The following is a 14777-nucleotide window of genomic DNA, read 5'->3' as shown; positions in this document are numbered from 1 at the left end:
TCCACACCCGATACAATACCGGCCATGGAACACCCCCTCTTTGCACATCTGCCACTATCGGAGCAGCACTACCTTACAGATCTCGACAGTCGTTACCACTTCTCATACCAACAACAGCGGCAACTGGTCGAGAGTTGTGCCGACCTGGCCATGTGGAAGCTCGGTCCGTTGAAACGGTGGATGGATGAGGATGGCTGTTCCCATATGGCAGGCAAGCACCGCTCCCAAGCCTTGCTTGCAGATCATCTGCGGCGGATGGAAGCCGAACGGGTAAAACCCACCTCCTACAGCGACTTCTTCCCTTCCGAGCGTCTTGCGGATACATACCAAAGCCTTTTCGTCTCATCAAGCACCTTGATGGGGCGCTGTCCCTGTCCTGTGGATGGAGAAAAAACACGTTGCTGCAACCTGAAGACCCTCGATGCAGTACAGCAATGTGCTTTCGGCTGCAGCTATTGCTCCATCCAATCCTTCTACAACAGCCATGAGATCAAGGTGGTGCAGAACTTGAAGCAGAGGCTTGGAGAACTGGTTTTAGATCAGGATTGCTGGCACATAGGAACCGGTCAGAGCAGCGACTCCCTTCTGTGGGGGAATGACTACGGTACACTCGATGCCCTTGCACTCCTTGCACAACGGTATCCCGATCTTGTCATCGAATTGAAGACCAAGAGTCATCGAAGCGACTATCTGAATCTCAATCTGCCTTTGAATATCGTTTCCACTTGGTCCTTGAATGCACCGACGATCATTGAGAAGGAGGAGCACCTCACCGCCACCCTCGAGCAGCGCATCGATGCTGCCAAGCGAGCAAGGGACAAGGGAAGGATCATCGGCTTTCACCTTCATCCCATGGTCTACTTTGATGGTTGGCAGGAAGAATACGGCACCTTGATCAACCAGGTCACCACATCGTTTCGGCCTGATGAGCTGATGATGTTCTCCCTGGGAACACTGACTTTCACCAAGGCGGTATTGCGCACGCTTCGCACTGGTGCATATGAAACAAGGGTAACCGATATGGACCTTACCCTCAGTGCTGGCAAATACACCTATCCATTGGAGGTGAAACAAGAGATGTTCAGCTTTGCATACAACGAGGTTCCCTCCTCATGGAAGCAGGGTTCTCCCTTTTTCTACCTCTGCATGGAGGACCCAAGCTTGTGGGAGCCGACATTCGGATTCAGCTATGAGAACGATGCTGCCTTCGAACGCGCAATGAAGCAATCATATCAGGACTGTCTGCAAGCATGGAGAAACAGGAATCTGCAAGGTTAGTTCAGTTTTTGCTCGAAGAGCTCCAGCGCCCTGCCCTTCAGTGGATTCTCCTCACCCTTGAGCATGGCTTTCACGGCATCCAGCTCACTCCTGCTGAAGAGCTTTCCGCCAAGCTTATACTCTTCAAAGGCTTCGGTCGCCATGGGACAGACCAAGCGAACCATTTCCAGGATGGTTTGGGCGTACACTCTTATTTCGTACTGTGCATGGCTGTCGAGCCTGAGCTGCAGGAAGTGGAAGAGGTTGTGCAAATCCATCTGCCAGTACCATTCGGTATAGAGGCTCAACGGCAGGTCCACCCGGGCAAGCTCACGGGCGATGCCCAGGTCAAGCAACTTCTGATAGGTTTCATAGCTGCGCTTCTGGTCCTCGCTGAGCAATGCCAACACTTCATCGGCCAACTCGGCAGAGACCGCCTGATCGGTTCGCCCCTGCTTGTTGTCCTCACTTTGGAAGTTGATATGCTCCCTGTCGGGCAGATAGCACTCGTCGCTCATGACACTGTAACGGCCGCTGATCTCATTCACCCTTCCTGTTCGGTGGCGAATCCACTGGCGGGCGACAAAAATGGGCATTTTCACATGGAAGGTGAAGTTAACCTGCTCAAACGGCGATGTATGGTCATTGCGCAGCAGGTAGCTGATAAGGCCCTTGTCCTGCCGGTAGGTTTTTGTCCCGCTGCCGTAGGAGACACGCGCACTTTGCACAATCCGTTCATCACTGCCCAGATAATCTACAAGCCGGACAAATCCATGGTCCAGAACAGGGAACTCCTTGTCCAGAATCTCTTCAGCTTCTGCTACGATGCAATGTGCCATGTCTCTCTCTCCTATCAACAAGTCTGAGTATTATGCCTGCTCGGGCCGTCTAGAGCAAGCCCATCCGGCCAAGCAGGACGGCCAGACCGGCACTGCAGGCGGTTTCGGTGCGGAGGATTCTGCTTCCGAGTGCGGCAAATGAGAAGCCGTTGCTCTCGAAGACAGACCTCTCCTCATCGGTGAACCCCCGCTCGCCGCCGATGGCGAGCACCACCGAAGCAGCAGTAATTGTCGCATGAGCGAGACTGGAGCCCTCACGTACATTGTCCAAAACAATGCGTTGGCTGGTTTCATCGAGCAGCTTCATCGCCGAGGCGACCGAGGGGGCGAACTGCACCTCGCTGACTCCGCACTTGCCGCTCTGCATCGCTCCGTCGAGCAGGATGGAGCGATATTCACCGCTGGTGTACAGCGTCGCCTGGGCGTAGGATTTCTCGCCGGTCTGTGTAGTGCAAAGGATGATCGTCTGAACTCCCAGGCTCACCGCTTCGCGTAGGATCCTGCGCATGCAGATGGGCCTTACCTGGGAGACCAACAAGGTCACCGGGTACAGATGGGCGCTTTGCGTGTCCTCCAGCACGAAGTCAAAACGTATGTGCTCTTTTCCCAAATCGGTAAGGGTCGCGGTTCCCTTACCCACATTGATGATGCCGGCCTGAAAGCTTTCACCCTCCTTGAGCCGAAGGATTTTACAGATGTGTTGGGCCCGCGGGTCCTGCATGGAAAGCTCATTCTGTGCAGAAAGCGCCTTAAAAAGGATGATATTCATACAGGTGAGTATAGCATAGCCATGGGGTTAGAAGGTAGAGTTGGGACATGAAGAATGCAATATACCTGGCTACATCCCATGACTGTGCAGCAAATCTGGCAGGGGAGGCATACATGCTCACCCTTGAGTATGACCACATTCTTTTTTTGTGGGTGAACGATCCCTGCATTGTCATCGGGCGTTATCAGAATCCATTCTCAGAGTGCAATCTGAAGAATATGGAGGAACACAATGTACAGCTGGTGCGCCGCCAGAGCGGTGGAGGTGCAGTGTATCACGACCGGGGAAATCTCTGCTTCACCTTGATCGGGAACAAGGAGACCAACACCAAGGAGGAGAATTTTTCCTTGGTCCTCAAGGCGCTTGCAAACCTTGGATTGCATTGTGAACTTTCAGGGCGCAACGACATCCTGCTCGACGGGAAAAAGATATCCGGCAATGCGTTTCAGACCACAGCCACCAAGTTCTGCCACCATGGGACGCTTCTGGTCAGCAGCGACCTCTCGGTGATGAGCAACTACCTCACCCCCAGCTCGACGAAGCTGGCTTCCAAAGCGGTGAGGTCCGTTGCCTCCCGTGTGGGAAACCTGAAGGAAGGGAGAGAAGACATCACCAACGAGATGGTGGAGACATCCCTCATCGAAGCCTTCAATGCGGCGTACGGAAAAACTGAGGTTACCGCCATCGACTGTGCTGCGATTCCTGAAGCCCAAGCGAACTATCGACGGTTTGGAGATCTTTCGGTGATTCTTGAGAAGACTCCTCAGTTCACCCACTTCTTTACCCACCGGTTCGACTGGGGTGAGGCAAGCCTGCATTTGCAGGTGGAAAAAGGTCTCATCAGTGAAGTGAGGATGTTCACCGATGCCCTCGATACTTCCATTGTCGACAGGGCTGTCGGCATCCTGAAGGGTGTCCCATACAACCATGCCGTCCTGGCAGAGCTTGCAAGAACATGCGAGCAGGCCGATCTGGTCAGCCTGCTCTCCCATGTCGTCTCGTTGCTCTAGCGTCCGCTGAGCTCAATCAAAGAGCGCAACCGGTCGATTCTCCAGGGCTCGAGGTGCAGGCTCCTGGCCCGCCAGCTCCAATTGCTCTGGCCGCAGGTGGAGGGAATGTTCATCCGCCCCTCGGCTCCGAGTTCCAACCAATCCTGCATGGGCAGTATTGCATCCTTGGAACAGCTGAGGAGCATCTGTCGGATCATCTGCCAGACCACCTGGTCGTCGGGACACTCAAGATATCGCCGGACCACATCCTTGCCCGCCCCGTCCATGGCATCATACCAGCCGCGTGTGGTGTTGTTGTCATGCGTCCCGGTATAGATGACACTGTTGTATACACAGTTGTGGGGAAGGTATGCATTGGAGGCATCCAGCTTCCCGCCTTCCACGTTGAAGGCAAACTGAAGGATTTTCATGCCGGGGAAGTTGTTTGAGTCCCTGAGATCCTCGACGTCCTCGGTTATTACTCCCAGATCCTCTGCAATGATGGGAAGATCATTGCCCAGTGCCTGCTTGAGGGCAACAAACAGCTCCTTGCCCGGAGCTTCAACCCAGGTGCCGTTCATCGCGGTTTTTTCACCTTGGGGAACTTCCCAATATGCGGCAAAACCACGGAAGTGGTCTATGCGTACAATGTCACAGGTCTCCAAGGTTTTCTGGATTCGCTTGATCCACCAGGAAAAGCCCTCCTTCCGATGGGCTTCCCAGTCATAGACGGGATTACCCCACAGCTGTCCGTCATCGGAAAACGCATCAGGCGGCACACCGCTGGAAACGGTCTGCCTGCCGTCCTTGTCAATCTTGAGCAGGTGACGGTTTGCCCATGCATCCACACTGTCCGGTGCGACAAATATGGGTATGTCACCGATGATCTGAATGCCGTGCGTGTTGGCATAGCTCTTTACTTTCTGCCATTGGGTGAAGAAGAAGTACTGCTGGATCTTGATGATCTCAATGTGGCTGGAGAACTCTTTTTGAGCCTTTTTCAAGGCTGCTGCTTTTCGTAACCTGAGCTCTTCAGGCCATATTTCAAACCAACGGGAGTCGTTGTAATGTCTGCAGAGCACCTGATACAGGGCGTAATCGTCAAGCCACCAGGCATTCTCAGAGACAAAGTTCTGGTAGGCTGACAGTTCGTCAGGCTCGGCATGTGCAAGAAACTCTTGGGCTGCCTTCTCCAACAAGGGTTCCTTGAAGGATCGTACCATGCCGTAATCGACCCGGTCGGAGGGGAAATCCGGGTTGTAAAATACATCCTCAACGTCCAAATACCCGTCATAGGCAAGGCTCTTCAAGTCGATGAGCAGTTCATTGCCTGCAAAGGAGGAACGGGCGGCATAGGGAGAGTCACCATACCCGGTTGGGCCTAGGGGAAGAATCTGCCACAATCTGACCGATGTTTTTTTCAGGAGATCAAGGAACTGAAAGGCTTCATCGCCAAGTGATCCAATTCCGTGTTTCGATGGTAATGATGTAGGGTGCATCAGCACACCGCATCGTCGTGTATTCTGTTTCATACTTCGACTATACTGCATTTTGTCCTCTATTGGCTATCTGGAGGCAGGATGAGTTTCCCTTCAGCTCGCCTTGTTGAAAGCCAAAAAATCGGATATACTTGTGCTATGAATTTACCGCAGGAAAAAGTACAATTTGCCGTTGGGGAACACGTAGTGTATCCTCTTCAAGGTGTAGGCGTCATCAAACGCATCGAAGAGCGAACGTTCCGAGGTGCGGTGACGATGTATTACGTCATCTACCTTGATATTTCAGACATGACGGTTATGATTCCTGTGGAAAAATCAAAAGAGATGGGTATCCGACCCATCGTTGAGCAAAAAGAAGCCCAGGCGGCAATCGATTCCATCTCCAGCAAGTATGAACCTATGCCGGTGGACTGGAAGGCCCGCTATCAGATGAATGTCGACCTGCTCAAGCAGGGTTCCATCGCCTCCATCGCAAAAGTTGTCCAGGCACTCTATCACCGCAGCAAGATCAAGGAGCTGCCGGTTCAGGAACGCAAGCTTTACGATAATGCCTTGCGACTTTTAATCGATGAGACTTCTTTCTCTTTGAAAAAAGACAAAAAGGAGATCGAGTTGCTCGTATTCTCCCGATTGGAGAAATAACATGGCTTTTCCTAAACACGTGGTGATAGTAACCGCTGCAGGCAGCAGCGAACGGTTCAATGCAAGCAAGGAACTCGGTGTCAAGAAGGAGTACCTGTCCATCGATGGCCACACGGTTCTCTACCGCTCCATTGCTCCTTTTCTCCAAGTTCCAAACTGTGCCGCCATTCTGGTCACCTATCCACAGGGGATGGAGGACCAGTGTGCTGTTGCATTGGAGGACTTGCTGCATCAGAATTTCGTCCCCCTTATCCTGGTAAAGGGCGGAAAGAGTCGGCAGGAGTCGGTATACGAGGCACTGAGGTTTCTCTCCACCATGGCCCTTGATGCAGAATTTGTAGCAATACACGATGGAGCCCGCTGCTTTGTAAGCCCCGAGTTGATCATCCGCACCTTGGCTACTGCAAAGGTGTTCAAGGGGGCGGTTCCCGCCCTCCCCGCCACCGATGCCCTGAAGATCATCGATGACAACGGTATGCTTACCCACCATATAGACAGAACCCATGCCGTGGGTGTTCAGACTCCCCAGATATTCAAGTACCCTGAAATTTGGGAGGCCCACCAGCAAGCACGAAACAAAGCCTCCGATTACATTGATGATACCCAGATTTTCACCGATTTCGGCCTTTCGGTGGGGATTTGCGAAGGGGAACGGGAGAATCGCAAGATTACCTACATGGATGACATCCCTGATGCCGAGGTCCAGATTGAACAATATCTGAAGAACCTTGAAGAAGGAAAGCGCAGCGCAAAGGCTGCGAGGCTGCTTCACCAGGCAATGGATGAGGCGAAAAGGGAGCAGGCTGGTCTATGAGAATTGGAACCGGGTGGGACGTACACCGGCTGGGCCCAGGGAGAAAACTCATCCTCGGTGGAGTAATAATTCCCAGCGAGAAAGGCGAAATAGCCCACAGCGATGGCGATGTCCTGATCCATGCTATCATCGACGCCCTGCTTGGTGCCTTGGCAAAAGGTGATATCGGTTCACACTTCCCCGACTCCGACCCAAAGTATAAAGACTCCAATAGCATAGACCTACTCAAGGAGGTACTTGAGCAGGATCTCCCACCCTACCACATCGTCAATCTTGATACGACCATTATTCTCCAGAAACCCAAACTTCGGGAACATATCGATGCCATCAGGGCCAACCTCGCAAAAGCACTGCAGCTTGAGCTGAATAAAGTCTCGGTGAAGGCAAAGACTGCTGAGACAATACTTGGTGAACTCGGAAGCGGAGATGCAATTATTGCCCAAGCCAGTGTCCTAATTTCTGAAATACCGTGTTGACACAATCCAAATAAATACTTTATAGTTGTGCCTGCGCCCAGATGGCGGAATTGGTAGACGCACTAGGTTCAGGTCCTAGCGGGGTCACACTCGTGGAAGTTCGAGTCTTCTTCTGGGCACTATAGGCAAACCTTTTATAACAAAGGGTTTGCTTTTTTTTGGATAACGTCTCAAAAGAAGGCTCAAGACAGAATCCAAGGTGGCCAGAATCACGGAGTCTCAGTTCTATGACATTCTCATTATATATTTACTGATTGCTCAACACCCTAAAAATTCATCAATCCAGTCTACTGTGAGCCCTTTGACTAGAGCATTACAGAATAATCAAGAGAATACGTTTGATTCACCTTTAGCCATAATTACCATACCAAAAGGTTCTATAGTTTCGATGATGAGACCATAAGGCGTTTCACAATGAACACTCTTCTCATTATTACTCGTATTGGAAAGCACTAATATCTTCTTATTCACAAAATACGTCAGAGAAACATCATCGCAATCACAACTAAACGCTTGATGAACTTCATTCGTACAACACCAGAGAAGTAGCCTCTCAAGCATCTTTGTGTTTGCTGCTGTATATCTGAATTCTGAAAGGTATACACCCCGACCTGCTCCAAAGGAACGGCTTGCAGCAACAATACGCCCCTCCTCCGCTTTGATGATTTCTGTTTCAGAGTCAAGAATCAAAATATTGGACTTCCCAAAGAGAGAGGCATTCCCAAACAACGTGGTATATTGTCTTGCTTCACAAATTGGCCATCTCCCATGGCAAAGCCTGCTTCCATCATCTAGGATGAGACCTAAAACCGGAGCCATGCGCAGACCAGTATCACAACCAGGGAAAGCAGATGCTTCATTTACTGCAAGATACGTACCACCCTTCCATACCCAACGATTGAGTATTTCCACCACAGTATCAGAACACCATGCGTTTCCTCCACTCCAACTGCTCGTCGCGATACCAGCATTGATAATAACATCAATATCATCCAAAAGGTCGAGGCTTAGTTCATCAAATCCTAAGAAACAAATTTCAAAAGGCAAGCCTGCCAGACTCTCCAGGATATTCAACAAATCAAGGTCAGGATGTTCATGAAAGTGTCCTCCACAGGTCCAGCTTCGGAGTTTCCCCCACTTGGAAAGTATTGCGATTCTTGGCCTGTATACCAGAGGAGAGTCGCATTGATGCAAGTCTTTAATCATCCTGAATTCATCAGCTATACCAGTAATGCAATCCACAAAATCCGGGTAACCTTCAGTCAGGTGCAGATATCCACCCAAGCCAATACGTTGTACAGGAGAACGTAACAAGGCCCTACGGATTTGTACCCAATACTTTTGGGCATCCAAGGCAGGATTTCCTCCATCTGTAAAGGTAGGACTGCCTCCTAGACCAACGGGGAAAAGATAGGGATGTAATCGTATCTCATGCACATCCGGACCTTCAACACCAGCACACATCCTGGTTTCAAATGCTGAAAATACACACTTGATTATTCCGTCAAACCCAATGGAAGAGAACCGGTGTCCATAAGGTTCCATACCTACCCAACTATCGTCATAGAATACGTATGCCTTTTTCCCATATCGGTGTACTACATCAACCAGCTCTTTGGCAAAGCTCGAGACGAACTGGTTGGTGAAATCAAGGTAATCCATCATCTTCCCCTCCCACGCAACATGGGATGGATTCCGAAGCCCACTATTGATGAAATCCTCAGCTGAGAGAGAATAGCCGAAACGAGAGACAAATTGATCGAGGGCCAACGGGCTTACTGTAAAATCATAGGACGACCAATCGGTAAAGAGGTGCCTGTTATTCTCATCATCACCCCAAATCCAGACGAAGTTATAGAACAAGGATGTAAATCGAACGATTGATGTCTCACGATGGGAATTGCACCATGCGTCCAGCCATTGTAATAAATATTCCCGAACCTCAGGATACCTCGGATCAAGTTGTCTCAAAGGTTCATTGTTCCAGTCATTGGTCACATGGTTATACATGTTGATTTCTTCCCAAATCCTGTAAGCCATAAAATCGACTGAATATTCATGGAACGCATGAGGGTTTGAGACCAATACAGACTGAGAGAGCGAATCATACTTCCAATCCGAAGAAGGGATTTCCTTCTGGCTTGTCCGGTCAAACACTTGCCAATACCTCAGGGAATCCACGCTTTCATTGACTTGGAACTGCTTTTTGAAGTATCCATCGAGCAAGGGAAGGCAAACAGATGATCCGGTGCAGAGAATGCGCTTACTTTCCAAGAAAACCTGTTGCTGATGCTCGGGATGCTTCCTAACATATTCATTGTGTTCTCGGATGATGCAAAGAGTGGAATACACCTGCATGCCAGAGTTAAGGATTTGATCTGAAAGCTTGGTACCATCGCAATCACGCACGCAGTCCGCACCCCATCGTTTCGCTAAATTCAAGGTTAAATCTTCATACCCCGATTCACCTGGAATGGTAAAGAATCCAATTGTCTCACTCATTTCCTAATACCTTGGACAGAATTTGATCAATAGTGCTGGATTCACCGTCAGAAAAGACTAGGTTATCAAAGGACTTCAGATTGTCATCAACCTGTGATAGTTTACTTGCTCCTATGATGACACTGGTTATTGCTGGTTCCTTGAGAATCCAGGACAGCGCCAATTGGGCTAAATTTTGATTACGCGCCTTCGCTATGATGCCCAGCTCATCAATCACTCCGAGCAACCCCGATTTGATTGATTCGGGCTTGAGAAATACACTGTTTCCTGCGGCGCGGGAATCAGAAGGAATTCCCTTCTGGTATTTGCCGGTAAGCAATCCTTGAGCCAAGGGAGAAAAGGCGATACCTCCTATACCCTTGTCCAGAAGGACTGGGAGAAGCTCCTCATTCTGCCTTGTAAGCATTGAATATTTAAACTGGTGGATGAGACACGGAGTCCCTGATTGAGCTAAAAGCTGGGAGATTTTCTCAGTTTGAGTAACATCATAGTTACTAATGCCTATGTACAGGGCTTTCCCTGCCAGCACAATATCAGATAGGGCACGAGCAGTCTCCTCAAGGGGCGTATTCGGATCTGGCCGATGATGATAAAAAATATCCACATAGTCCAATCCAATTCGCTTCAGACTTTGTTCCAAACTAGAGAAAAGATGTTTCCTGCTCCCCCATTCCCCATATGGGCCTCCCCACATATGGTACCCTGCCTTGGTGGATATGACCAATTCGTCCCTACAATCGCCCAAATCTTGTTTCAAGATTTTGCCGAATACCGATTCAGCACTCCCTGGAGGGGGCCCATAGTTGTTTGCCAAATCAAAATGGGTTATTCCACGGTCAAAACAGCCGAGCACCAAATCGCGGCAATTTTCGAAATCTGAATCTGATCCAAAATTGTGCCAAAGCCCCAGACTGAGTCGGCTCAAGAGAAGACCACTGTTCCCACATCTCTCGTATGGAATCGATTCATAACGGCCAGGAAAAGGAACATATTTCATACGCAAATCACACCCCTTCCAATGCTTTAAGGTTGGCATTCAGCCCTTCTGCCAGAATACGGGAATCCTGTCCGAAGACAACCCATTGAACACCCTTGGACATCACCTTCCTGGCATCGGACAGAGTAGGCCCGATGGCAGCTCCAAGCAACAACCCAGCTTGCCGTACCTGATGGCAAATTTCATCATACACTGTGGACAAATCATAGTGCTTCTCACTACCCGCAATACTTCGACTGAGGTCTGCAGCACCAATGAACAGGGAATCGATACCGGGAACCTCGATGATCTGCTTAAGGTTCTCATACCCCTCAATCGTCTCAATTTGGAGAATTTTTAAAACTTTTTCGTATGCATGCTCCAAATATGTACCTTCATCGTCCAAGCCGTACCTTATTGCCCTTACCGGTCCTTGCCCCCGAATGCCATGTAATGCGCTGTCAGGATACGCACAGGAGGCGATTGCCAAACGGGCTATCTCTGCATTGTCGCAGAAGGGGAAAATGACTCCATCAGGCCCCATATCCAAGATTGCTTTCATCAAGGAAGGATCAACTACCCTGACACGTACAAAAGCGCAACAACCAGTGCCTTGGGCAGCACGGATATGAGCCAATATTTCCTGACGATCAAGGGCCCCATGCTCAGCATCTATCCAGACATAGTCATATCCACAATACCCAGCCATCTCACTGGATACACTGTCAGCCATCGTAATGAAGACCCCCTTAACCAGTTTCCCTTGGGCAATCTTCGTTTTCAAATCGTCAATTCTCATCAGCTTTTCCTCACTCATCAACCTTTGACAGCACCTAATGTAACACTGGATAAAAACTTATCCTGGAATATTAAAAACACAATAATCAAGGGTAGAGTGACCAGGGTGCACCCTGCCAATACCAATTCCCAAGGTACACTCCTTGCCGAGTCAATCTCATTGAGAGTAGGGAGTATTACCATGATGGGCATCAAGCGTTCTTTGGTAAGCATGATTTTGGGGAATAGCAATTCGTTCCACTTGCTGAGAAATTGAAGGATTGCCAAAGCTCCAATGGCTGGTACCGAGACGGGAATTATGATTTTTCTGAAAATGAAGAAATCACCCGCACTATCGATACGCGCAGCTTCTATTAGGGAATCGGGAATGGTCACCATATACTGGCGCATCAAAAATAGAGAAAACACATTGGCAATTCCAGGTATTATCTGCACCCTGTAGGTATTGAGCCATCCAAGACGGGAGAAAAAGAGATACAACGGAGTAATATTCAATTCAACGGGAATCATCATGGTAATCAAGAGCAAGAGAAACAGAACATCCCTTCCCCAAAAGCGGAATTTCGCAAATGCGAAACCCGCCAGCGATGCCACGGCAACCACCAAGCCTGTATAGGATGTGGCAACAAATATACTGTTTGCGTATGTACGGATTATCAAACCTGAGTTGAAATTGAATAATCGTCTGAAATTTTCCAATACAGGAGTCTTTGGCAGCCCAGATGCATTCAAGGCCAACTCCTCGGCAGTCTTGAGTGAACCTGCCACCATAACGAAAACAGGATAGAGCAGAAGTAAACAGACAAGGATAAGAATAACATGCATCAGAATCGTGGTTGGATGTGGCTTTCTCATCATTCATCTCCTTGAAACAAATTCAACTGAAAAAGAGTCAGAATCAGAATGACCACAACAAGAATCCAGCCCGCTGCGCTTGCCATACCGAACTGCCCGCCGCCCATGCTGTTGATGATGAGGTTGATGTATGGGGCTACTTGCATCGGTGGATCGTAGTTCAACGCAAGCAGCAGATTCGGTTCCGTATAAATTTTCAATGAACCGATGGCATTGGTGATGAACGCAAGCATGAAGGTTGGTTTCATCATCGGAATTACAATTGAGAATATTGTTGCAATAGGGCCTGCACCATCGATGGTGGCAGCTTCAGTAATTTCATCACTGATTGTCGTCAAACCCGAGAGAAAAATGATGAAGTACCAACCGATGCCTCTCCAAGTCAAGAGTACCACTACAACCCATTTCATAAGAGTGTTATCGGAGAGGAAGGGAATCGGGTGACCGGCCAGTTGGCTGAAAACTCCCACTCGATCACCAAAAATTATCTTGAAACATAGGCTGCTTGCAACAACTGCACACACTTGAGGAAGGAAAATTATTGGCTTGTATAGGCTTTGCCATTTACGAACCAGCTTTGAACGTACAATCAGAGCGAGGGAGAAGGAAACAATCATGACAGGAATAAAGCTGGCAATGAAGTAAAACAGAGTATTGCCCAAGCACATCCACAGCGTGCGGTACGTCAATAGATTCTTGTAATTGTTGAAACCTATGAAAGAAGCTTTGCCATAACCCTTGTACCGAAAAAAACTCAACGCCAGCGAATAGACTGCGGGGTAGATAAAAAATAATGCATAGGAAACCAGAAAGGGCAGGATGAACAAATACGGAGTCCACTGTCTCTCCCCTTTCATCCCATTTTTTATTCGTATTGCCATGAAATACATCTCCAGGAACCGAGAAGAGTCCCCTTGGCCAGAGTAACCCACTGGCCAAGGAGCATTGTTGCTTATTTGAAGGGATTGCCAATCTGGTTGATCATATCTTTCTGTGCTGCAGCAAGCGCTTCATCAACGGTCATCTTTCCCTTGAGGTACTCATCTAAATACTGAAGGGCAATGGTGATTTCCTGAGTTGAGGCTGGGGTGAAAGGATAAACCTTCAGATACCCCAGGGTCTCAAAGTTCACAGGGCCAAGACTCGTAGCGTAAAACTTGTGAGGAGCATTAAAGTACGGATCGTCTTTTGCAGTCTTGAGGGCTGGTATGATACCGGTCTCATCAAAGATAATCTTCGAGGCATCCAGATCAAAACAAAGCTTTGCAATATAGGATGCAGCAACTTCCTTGTTCTTGGAAGCCTTGGGAACAACCCAAATAGCTCCACCAGCGTCGGAACCATAACGGATTTCTTCCGGCCATGGAGCGATGGCCCACTTGCCCTGTTGTTCGGTAAGTCCGAAATTCATAAAATCAGTCTTGAACCAACCGCCAATAAGCTGACTGACCAACTCTCCACTATTGAAAGCGGGTTTCCAGTCTGCACTCCATTCCGCGACAGTGCTGTTCACCTTGGATGTATTCAATTTCTTGATACGTTCAAAGGTCAATTTCACATCGGGATCAGAGGCCAAGTCATATTCACCCTTCTCGCTGCAGAATGAGCCATCAGTGCCACTGAGAAGCATCATTAAATCGTAACTGCGAGCAGGAATATTGAAATTTTCCATATGCGCATTGGGGTACTTTGCCTGGATTTTCTCGCCAGCAGCGATGAACTCATCGAGAGTTTTCACCTGGTAGGGATCAATACCCACTGCATCGAAGATATCCTTGCGATAGAACCATACCTTGGGTTTGATTTCCCTTGGAAAGGCATAATAAGTGCCTTTGTATTGCATCACGGTCTTTGCAGCATCGATGATGGAATCTTCATACGGCTTGATGTAGGCGCTGATGTCTTCCAACACACCGGCTTCTGCGAATTCGGGCAACTGGGTATAATTGAGACGAATCAAGTCAGGAATATTCTGCCCGGAAGCAAGTGCAAGCCGGAGTTTCTGCGCAACGTCCCCGTCACCACTACCACCTAACTGCACCTCAATATTCACCTTACGGTCAATCTCAGGATTTGCTGCCAGGAAATTTGCATTGATGCGTTCATAGTTTGCAGTCGCAGGAAATACCATCATTTTCAAGTCAACTGGGTCTCCATCCCAAACATTTTTTGGGGAACTTTGGGGGGTTGAAGTGGTTGCCGCTTCCTTGCTACCCGTTGCAAAAACGGGGGATACACAGAGCAGAATCACGAACAATGCGAGAAATACCTTTTTCATGAGTCCTCCTATTCGGATGTTGATCATCCGTCCTTTTGTAATACGTCCTTAGTATAGGGTTGATTCTTTTAACGCAAAACCGC

The 14777-nt window shown here is 48.9% G+C and carries 14 protein-coding genes and 1 tRNA gene; 6 read left to right on the top strand and 9 right to left on the bottom strand.

Annotated elements, in window-relative coordinates:
• Window positions 1-24: 24 nt before the first annotated feature.
• Window positions 25-1278 carry an SPL family radical SAM protein gene (locus tag MUG09_RS04505; protein ID WP_244773904.1) on the top strand — a complete coding sequence of 418 codons (1254 nt, stop codon included), beginning with the start codon at window positions 25-27 and terminating at the stop codon, window positions 1276-1278.
• Here the strand turns inward: MUG09_RS04505 and thyX are convergent.
• Both thyX and MUG09_RS04495 read right to left on the bottom strand, forming a co-directional pair.
• On the bottom strand, window positions 1275-2096 hold the full coding sequence (gene thyX / locus MUG09_RS04500; RefSeq protein WP_244773903.1) for an FAD-dependent thymidylate synthase: 822 nt from the start codon (window positions 2094-2096) through the stop codon (window positions 1275-1277). The genes MUG09_RS04505 and thyX overlap by 4 nt on opposite strands.
• 49 nt (window positions 2097-2145) lie before the next feature.
• Window positions 2146-2865 carry an RsmE family RNA methyltransferase gene (locus MUG09_RS04495; RefSeq protein WP_244773902.1) on the bottom strand — a complete coding sequence of 240 codons (720 nt, stop codon included), beginning with the start codon at window positions 2863-2865 and terminating at the stop codon, window positions 2146-2148.
• Window positions 2866-2912: 47 nt separating this feature from the next.
• Between MUG09_RS04495 and lplA the strand changes: the two genes are divergently transcribed.
• Window positions 2913-3875 carry a lipoate--protein ligase gene (gene lplA / locus MUG09_RS04490; protein WP_244773901.1) on the top strand — a complete coding sequence of 321 codons (963 nt, stop codon included), beginning with the start codon at window positions 2913-2915 and terminating at the stop codon, window positions 3873-3875.
• On the opposite strand, the gene malQ is transcribed toward lplA, so the two are convergent.
• A complete protein-coding gene (gene malQ, locus MUG09_RS04485; protein ID WP_280529384.1) occupies window positions 3872-5404 on the bottom strand; it encodes a 4-alpha-glucanotransferase in 1533 nt (510 codons plus the stop codon). The two genes, lplA and malQ, sit on opposite strands and share 4 nt — an antisense overlap.
• Window positions 5405-5491: 87 nt before the next feature.
• Between malQ and MUG09_RS04480 the strand changes: the two genes are divergently transcribed.
• From MUG09_RS04480 to MUG09_RS04465, 4 genes are all read left to right on the top strand, one after another.
• Window positions 5492-5995 carry a CarD family transcriptional regulator gene (locus MUG09_RS04480; protein ID WP_244773899.1) on the top strand — a complete coding sequence of 168 codons (504 nt, stop codon included), beginning with the start codon at window positions 5492-5494 and terminating at the stop codon, window positions 5993-5995.
• A gap of 1 nt (window position 5996) precedes the next feature.
• Window positions 5997-6809, top strand: coding sequence for an IspD/TarI family cytidylyltransferase (locus MUG09_RS04475; protein ID WP_244773898.1), 813 nt, complete (start codon window positions 5997-5999; stop codon window positions 6807-6809).
• Window positions 6806-7285: a 2-C-methyl-D-erythritol 2,4-cyclodiphosphate synthase gene (gene ispF / locus MUG09_RS04470; protein WP_244773897.1), complete on the top strand. Its 480-nt coding sequence runs from the start codon at window positions 6806-6808 to the stop codon at window positions 7283-7285. Before MUG09_RS04475 ends, ispF begins: the two co-directional genes overlap by 4 nt.
• A gap of 35 nt (window positions 7286-7320) precedes the next feature.
• A tRNA-Leu gene (locus MUG09_RS04465) sits at window positions 7321-7404 on the top strand.
• A gap of 205 nt (window positions 7405-7609) precedes the next feature.
• Here the strand turns inward: MUG09_RS04465 and gnpA are convergent.
• The 6 genes from gnpA to MUG09_RS04435 form a co-directional block, all read right to left on the bottom strand.
• Window positions 7610-9787, bottom strand: coding sequence for a 1,3-beta-galactosyl-N-acetylhexosamine phosphorylase (gene gnpA, locus MUG09_RS04460; RefSeq protein WP_244773896.1), 2178 nt, complete (start codon window positions 9785-9787; stop codon window positions 7610-7612).
• Window positions 9780-10784, bottom strand: coding sequence for an aldo/keto reductase (locus MUG09_RS04455; protein ID WP_244773895.1), 1005 nt, complete (start codon window positions 10782-10784; stop codon window positions 9780-9782). Before MUG09_RS04455 ends, gnpA begins: the two co-directional genes overlap by 8 nt.
• A 7-nt stretch (window positions 10785-10791) precedes the next feature.
• Entirely contained in the window at window positions 10792-11562 is a 771-nt protein-coding gene (locus tag MUG09_RS04450) for an HpcH/HpaI aldolase family protein (RefSeq protein WP_244773894.1), read from the bottom strand.
• 17 nt (window positions 11563-11579) lie between these two features.
• Window positions 11580-12416: a carbohydrate ABC transporter permease gene (locus MUG09_RS04445; RefSeq protein ID WP_244773893.1), complete on the bottom strand. Its 837-nt coding sequence runs from the start codon at window positions 12414-12416 to the stop codon at window positions 11580-11582.
• Window positions 12416-13297 (bottom strand): carbohydrate ABC transporter permease, encoded by an 882-nt coding sequence (locus MUG09_RS04440; RefSeq protein ID WP_244773892.1) that lies wholly within the window; start codon window positions 13295-13297, stop codon window positions 12416-12418. The genes MUG09_RS04445 and MUG09_RS04440 overlap by 1 nt, the downstream gene beginning before the upstream one ends.
• Window positions 13298-13368: 71 nt before the next feature.
• Window positions 13369-14694 (bottom strand): extracellular solute-binding protein, encoded by a 1326-nt coding sequence (locus MUG09_RS04435; protein ID WP_244773891.1) that lies wholly within the window; start codon window positions 14692-14694, stop codon window positions 13369-13371.
• Between the last annotated feature and the right edge of the window lie 83 nt (window positions 14695-14777).

The sequence above is a fragment of the Sphaerochaeta associata genome (genome assembly GCF_022869165.1).
GTDB classification, from domain to species: domain Bacteria; phylum Spirochaetota; class Spirochaetia; order Sphaerochaetales; family Sphaerochaetaceae; genus Sphaerochaeta; species Sphaerochaeta associata.
The sequence above is the reverse complement of the archived record's forward strand: the minus strand, read 5'-3'. Positions and strand labels throughout refer to the sequence as shown.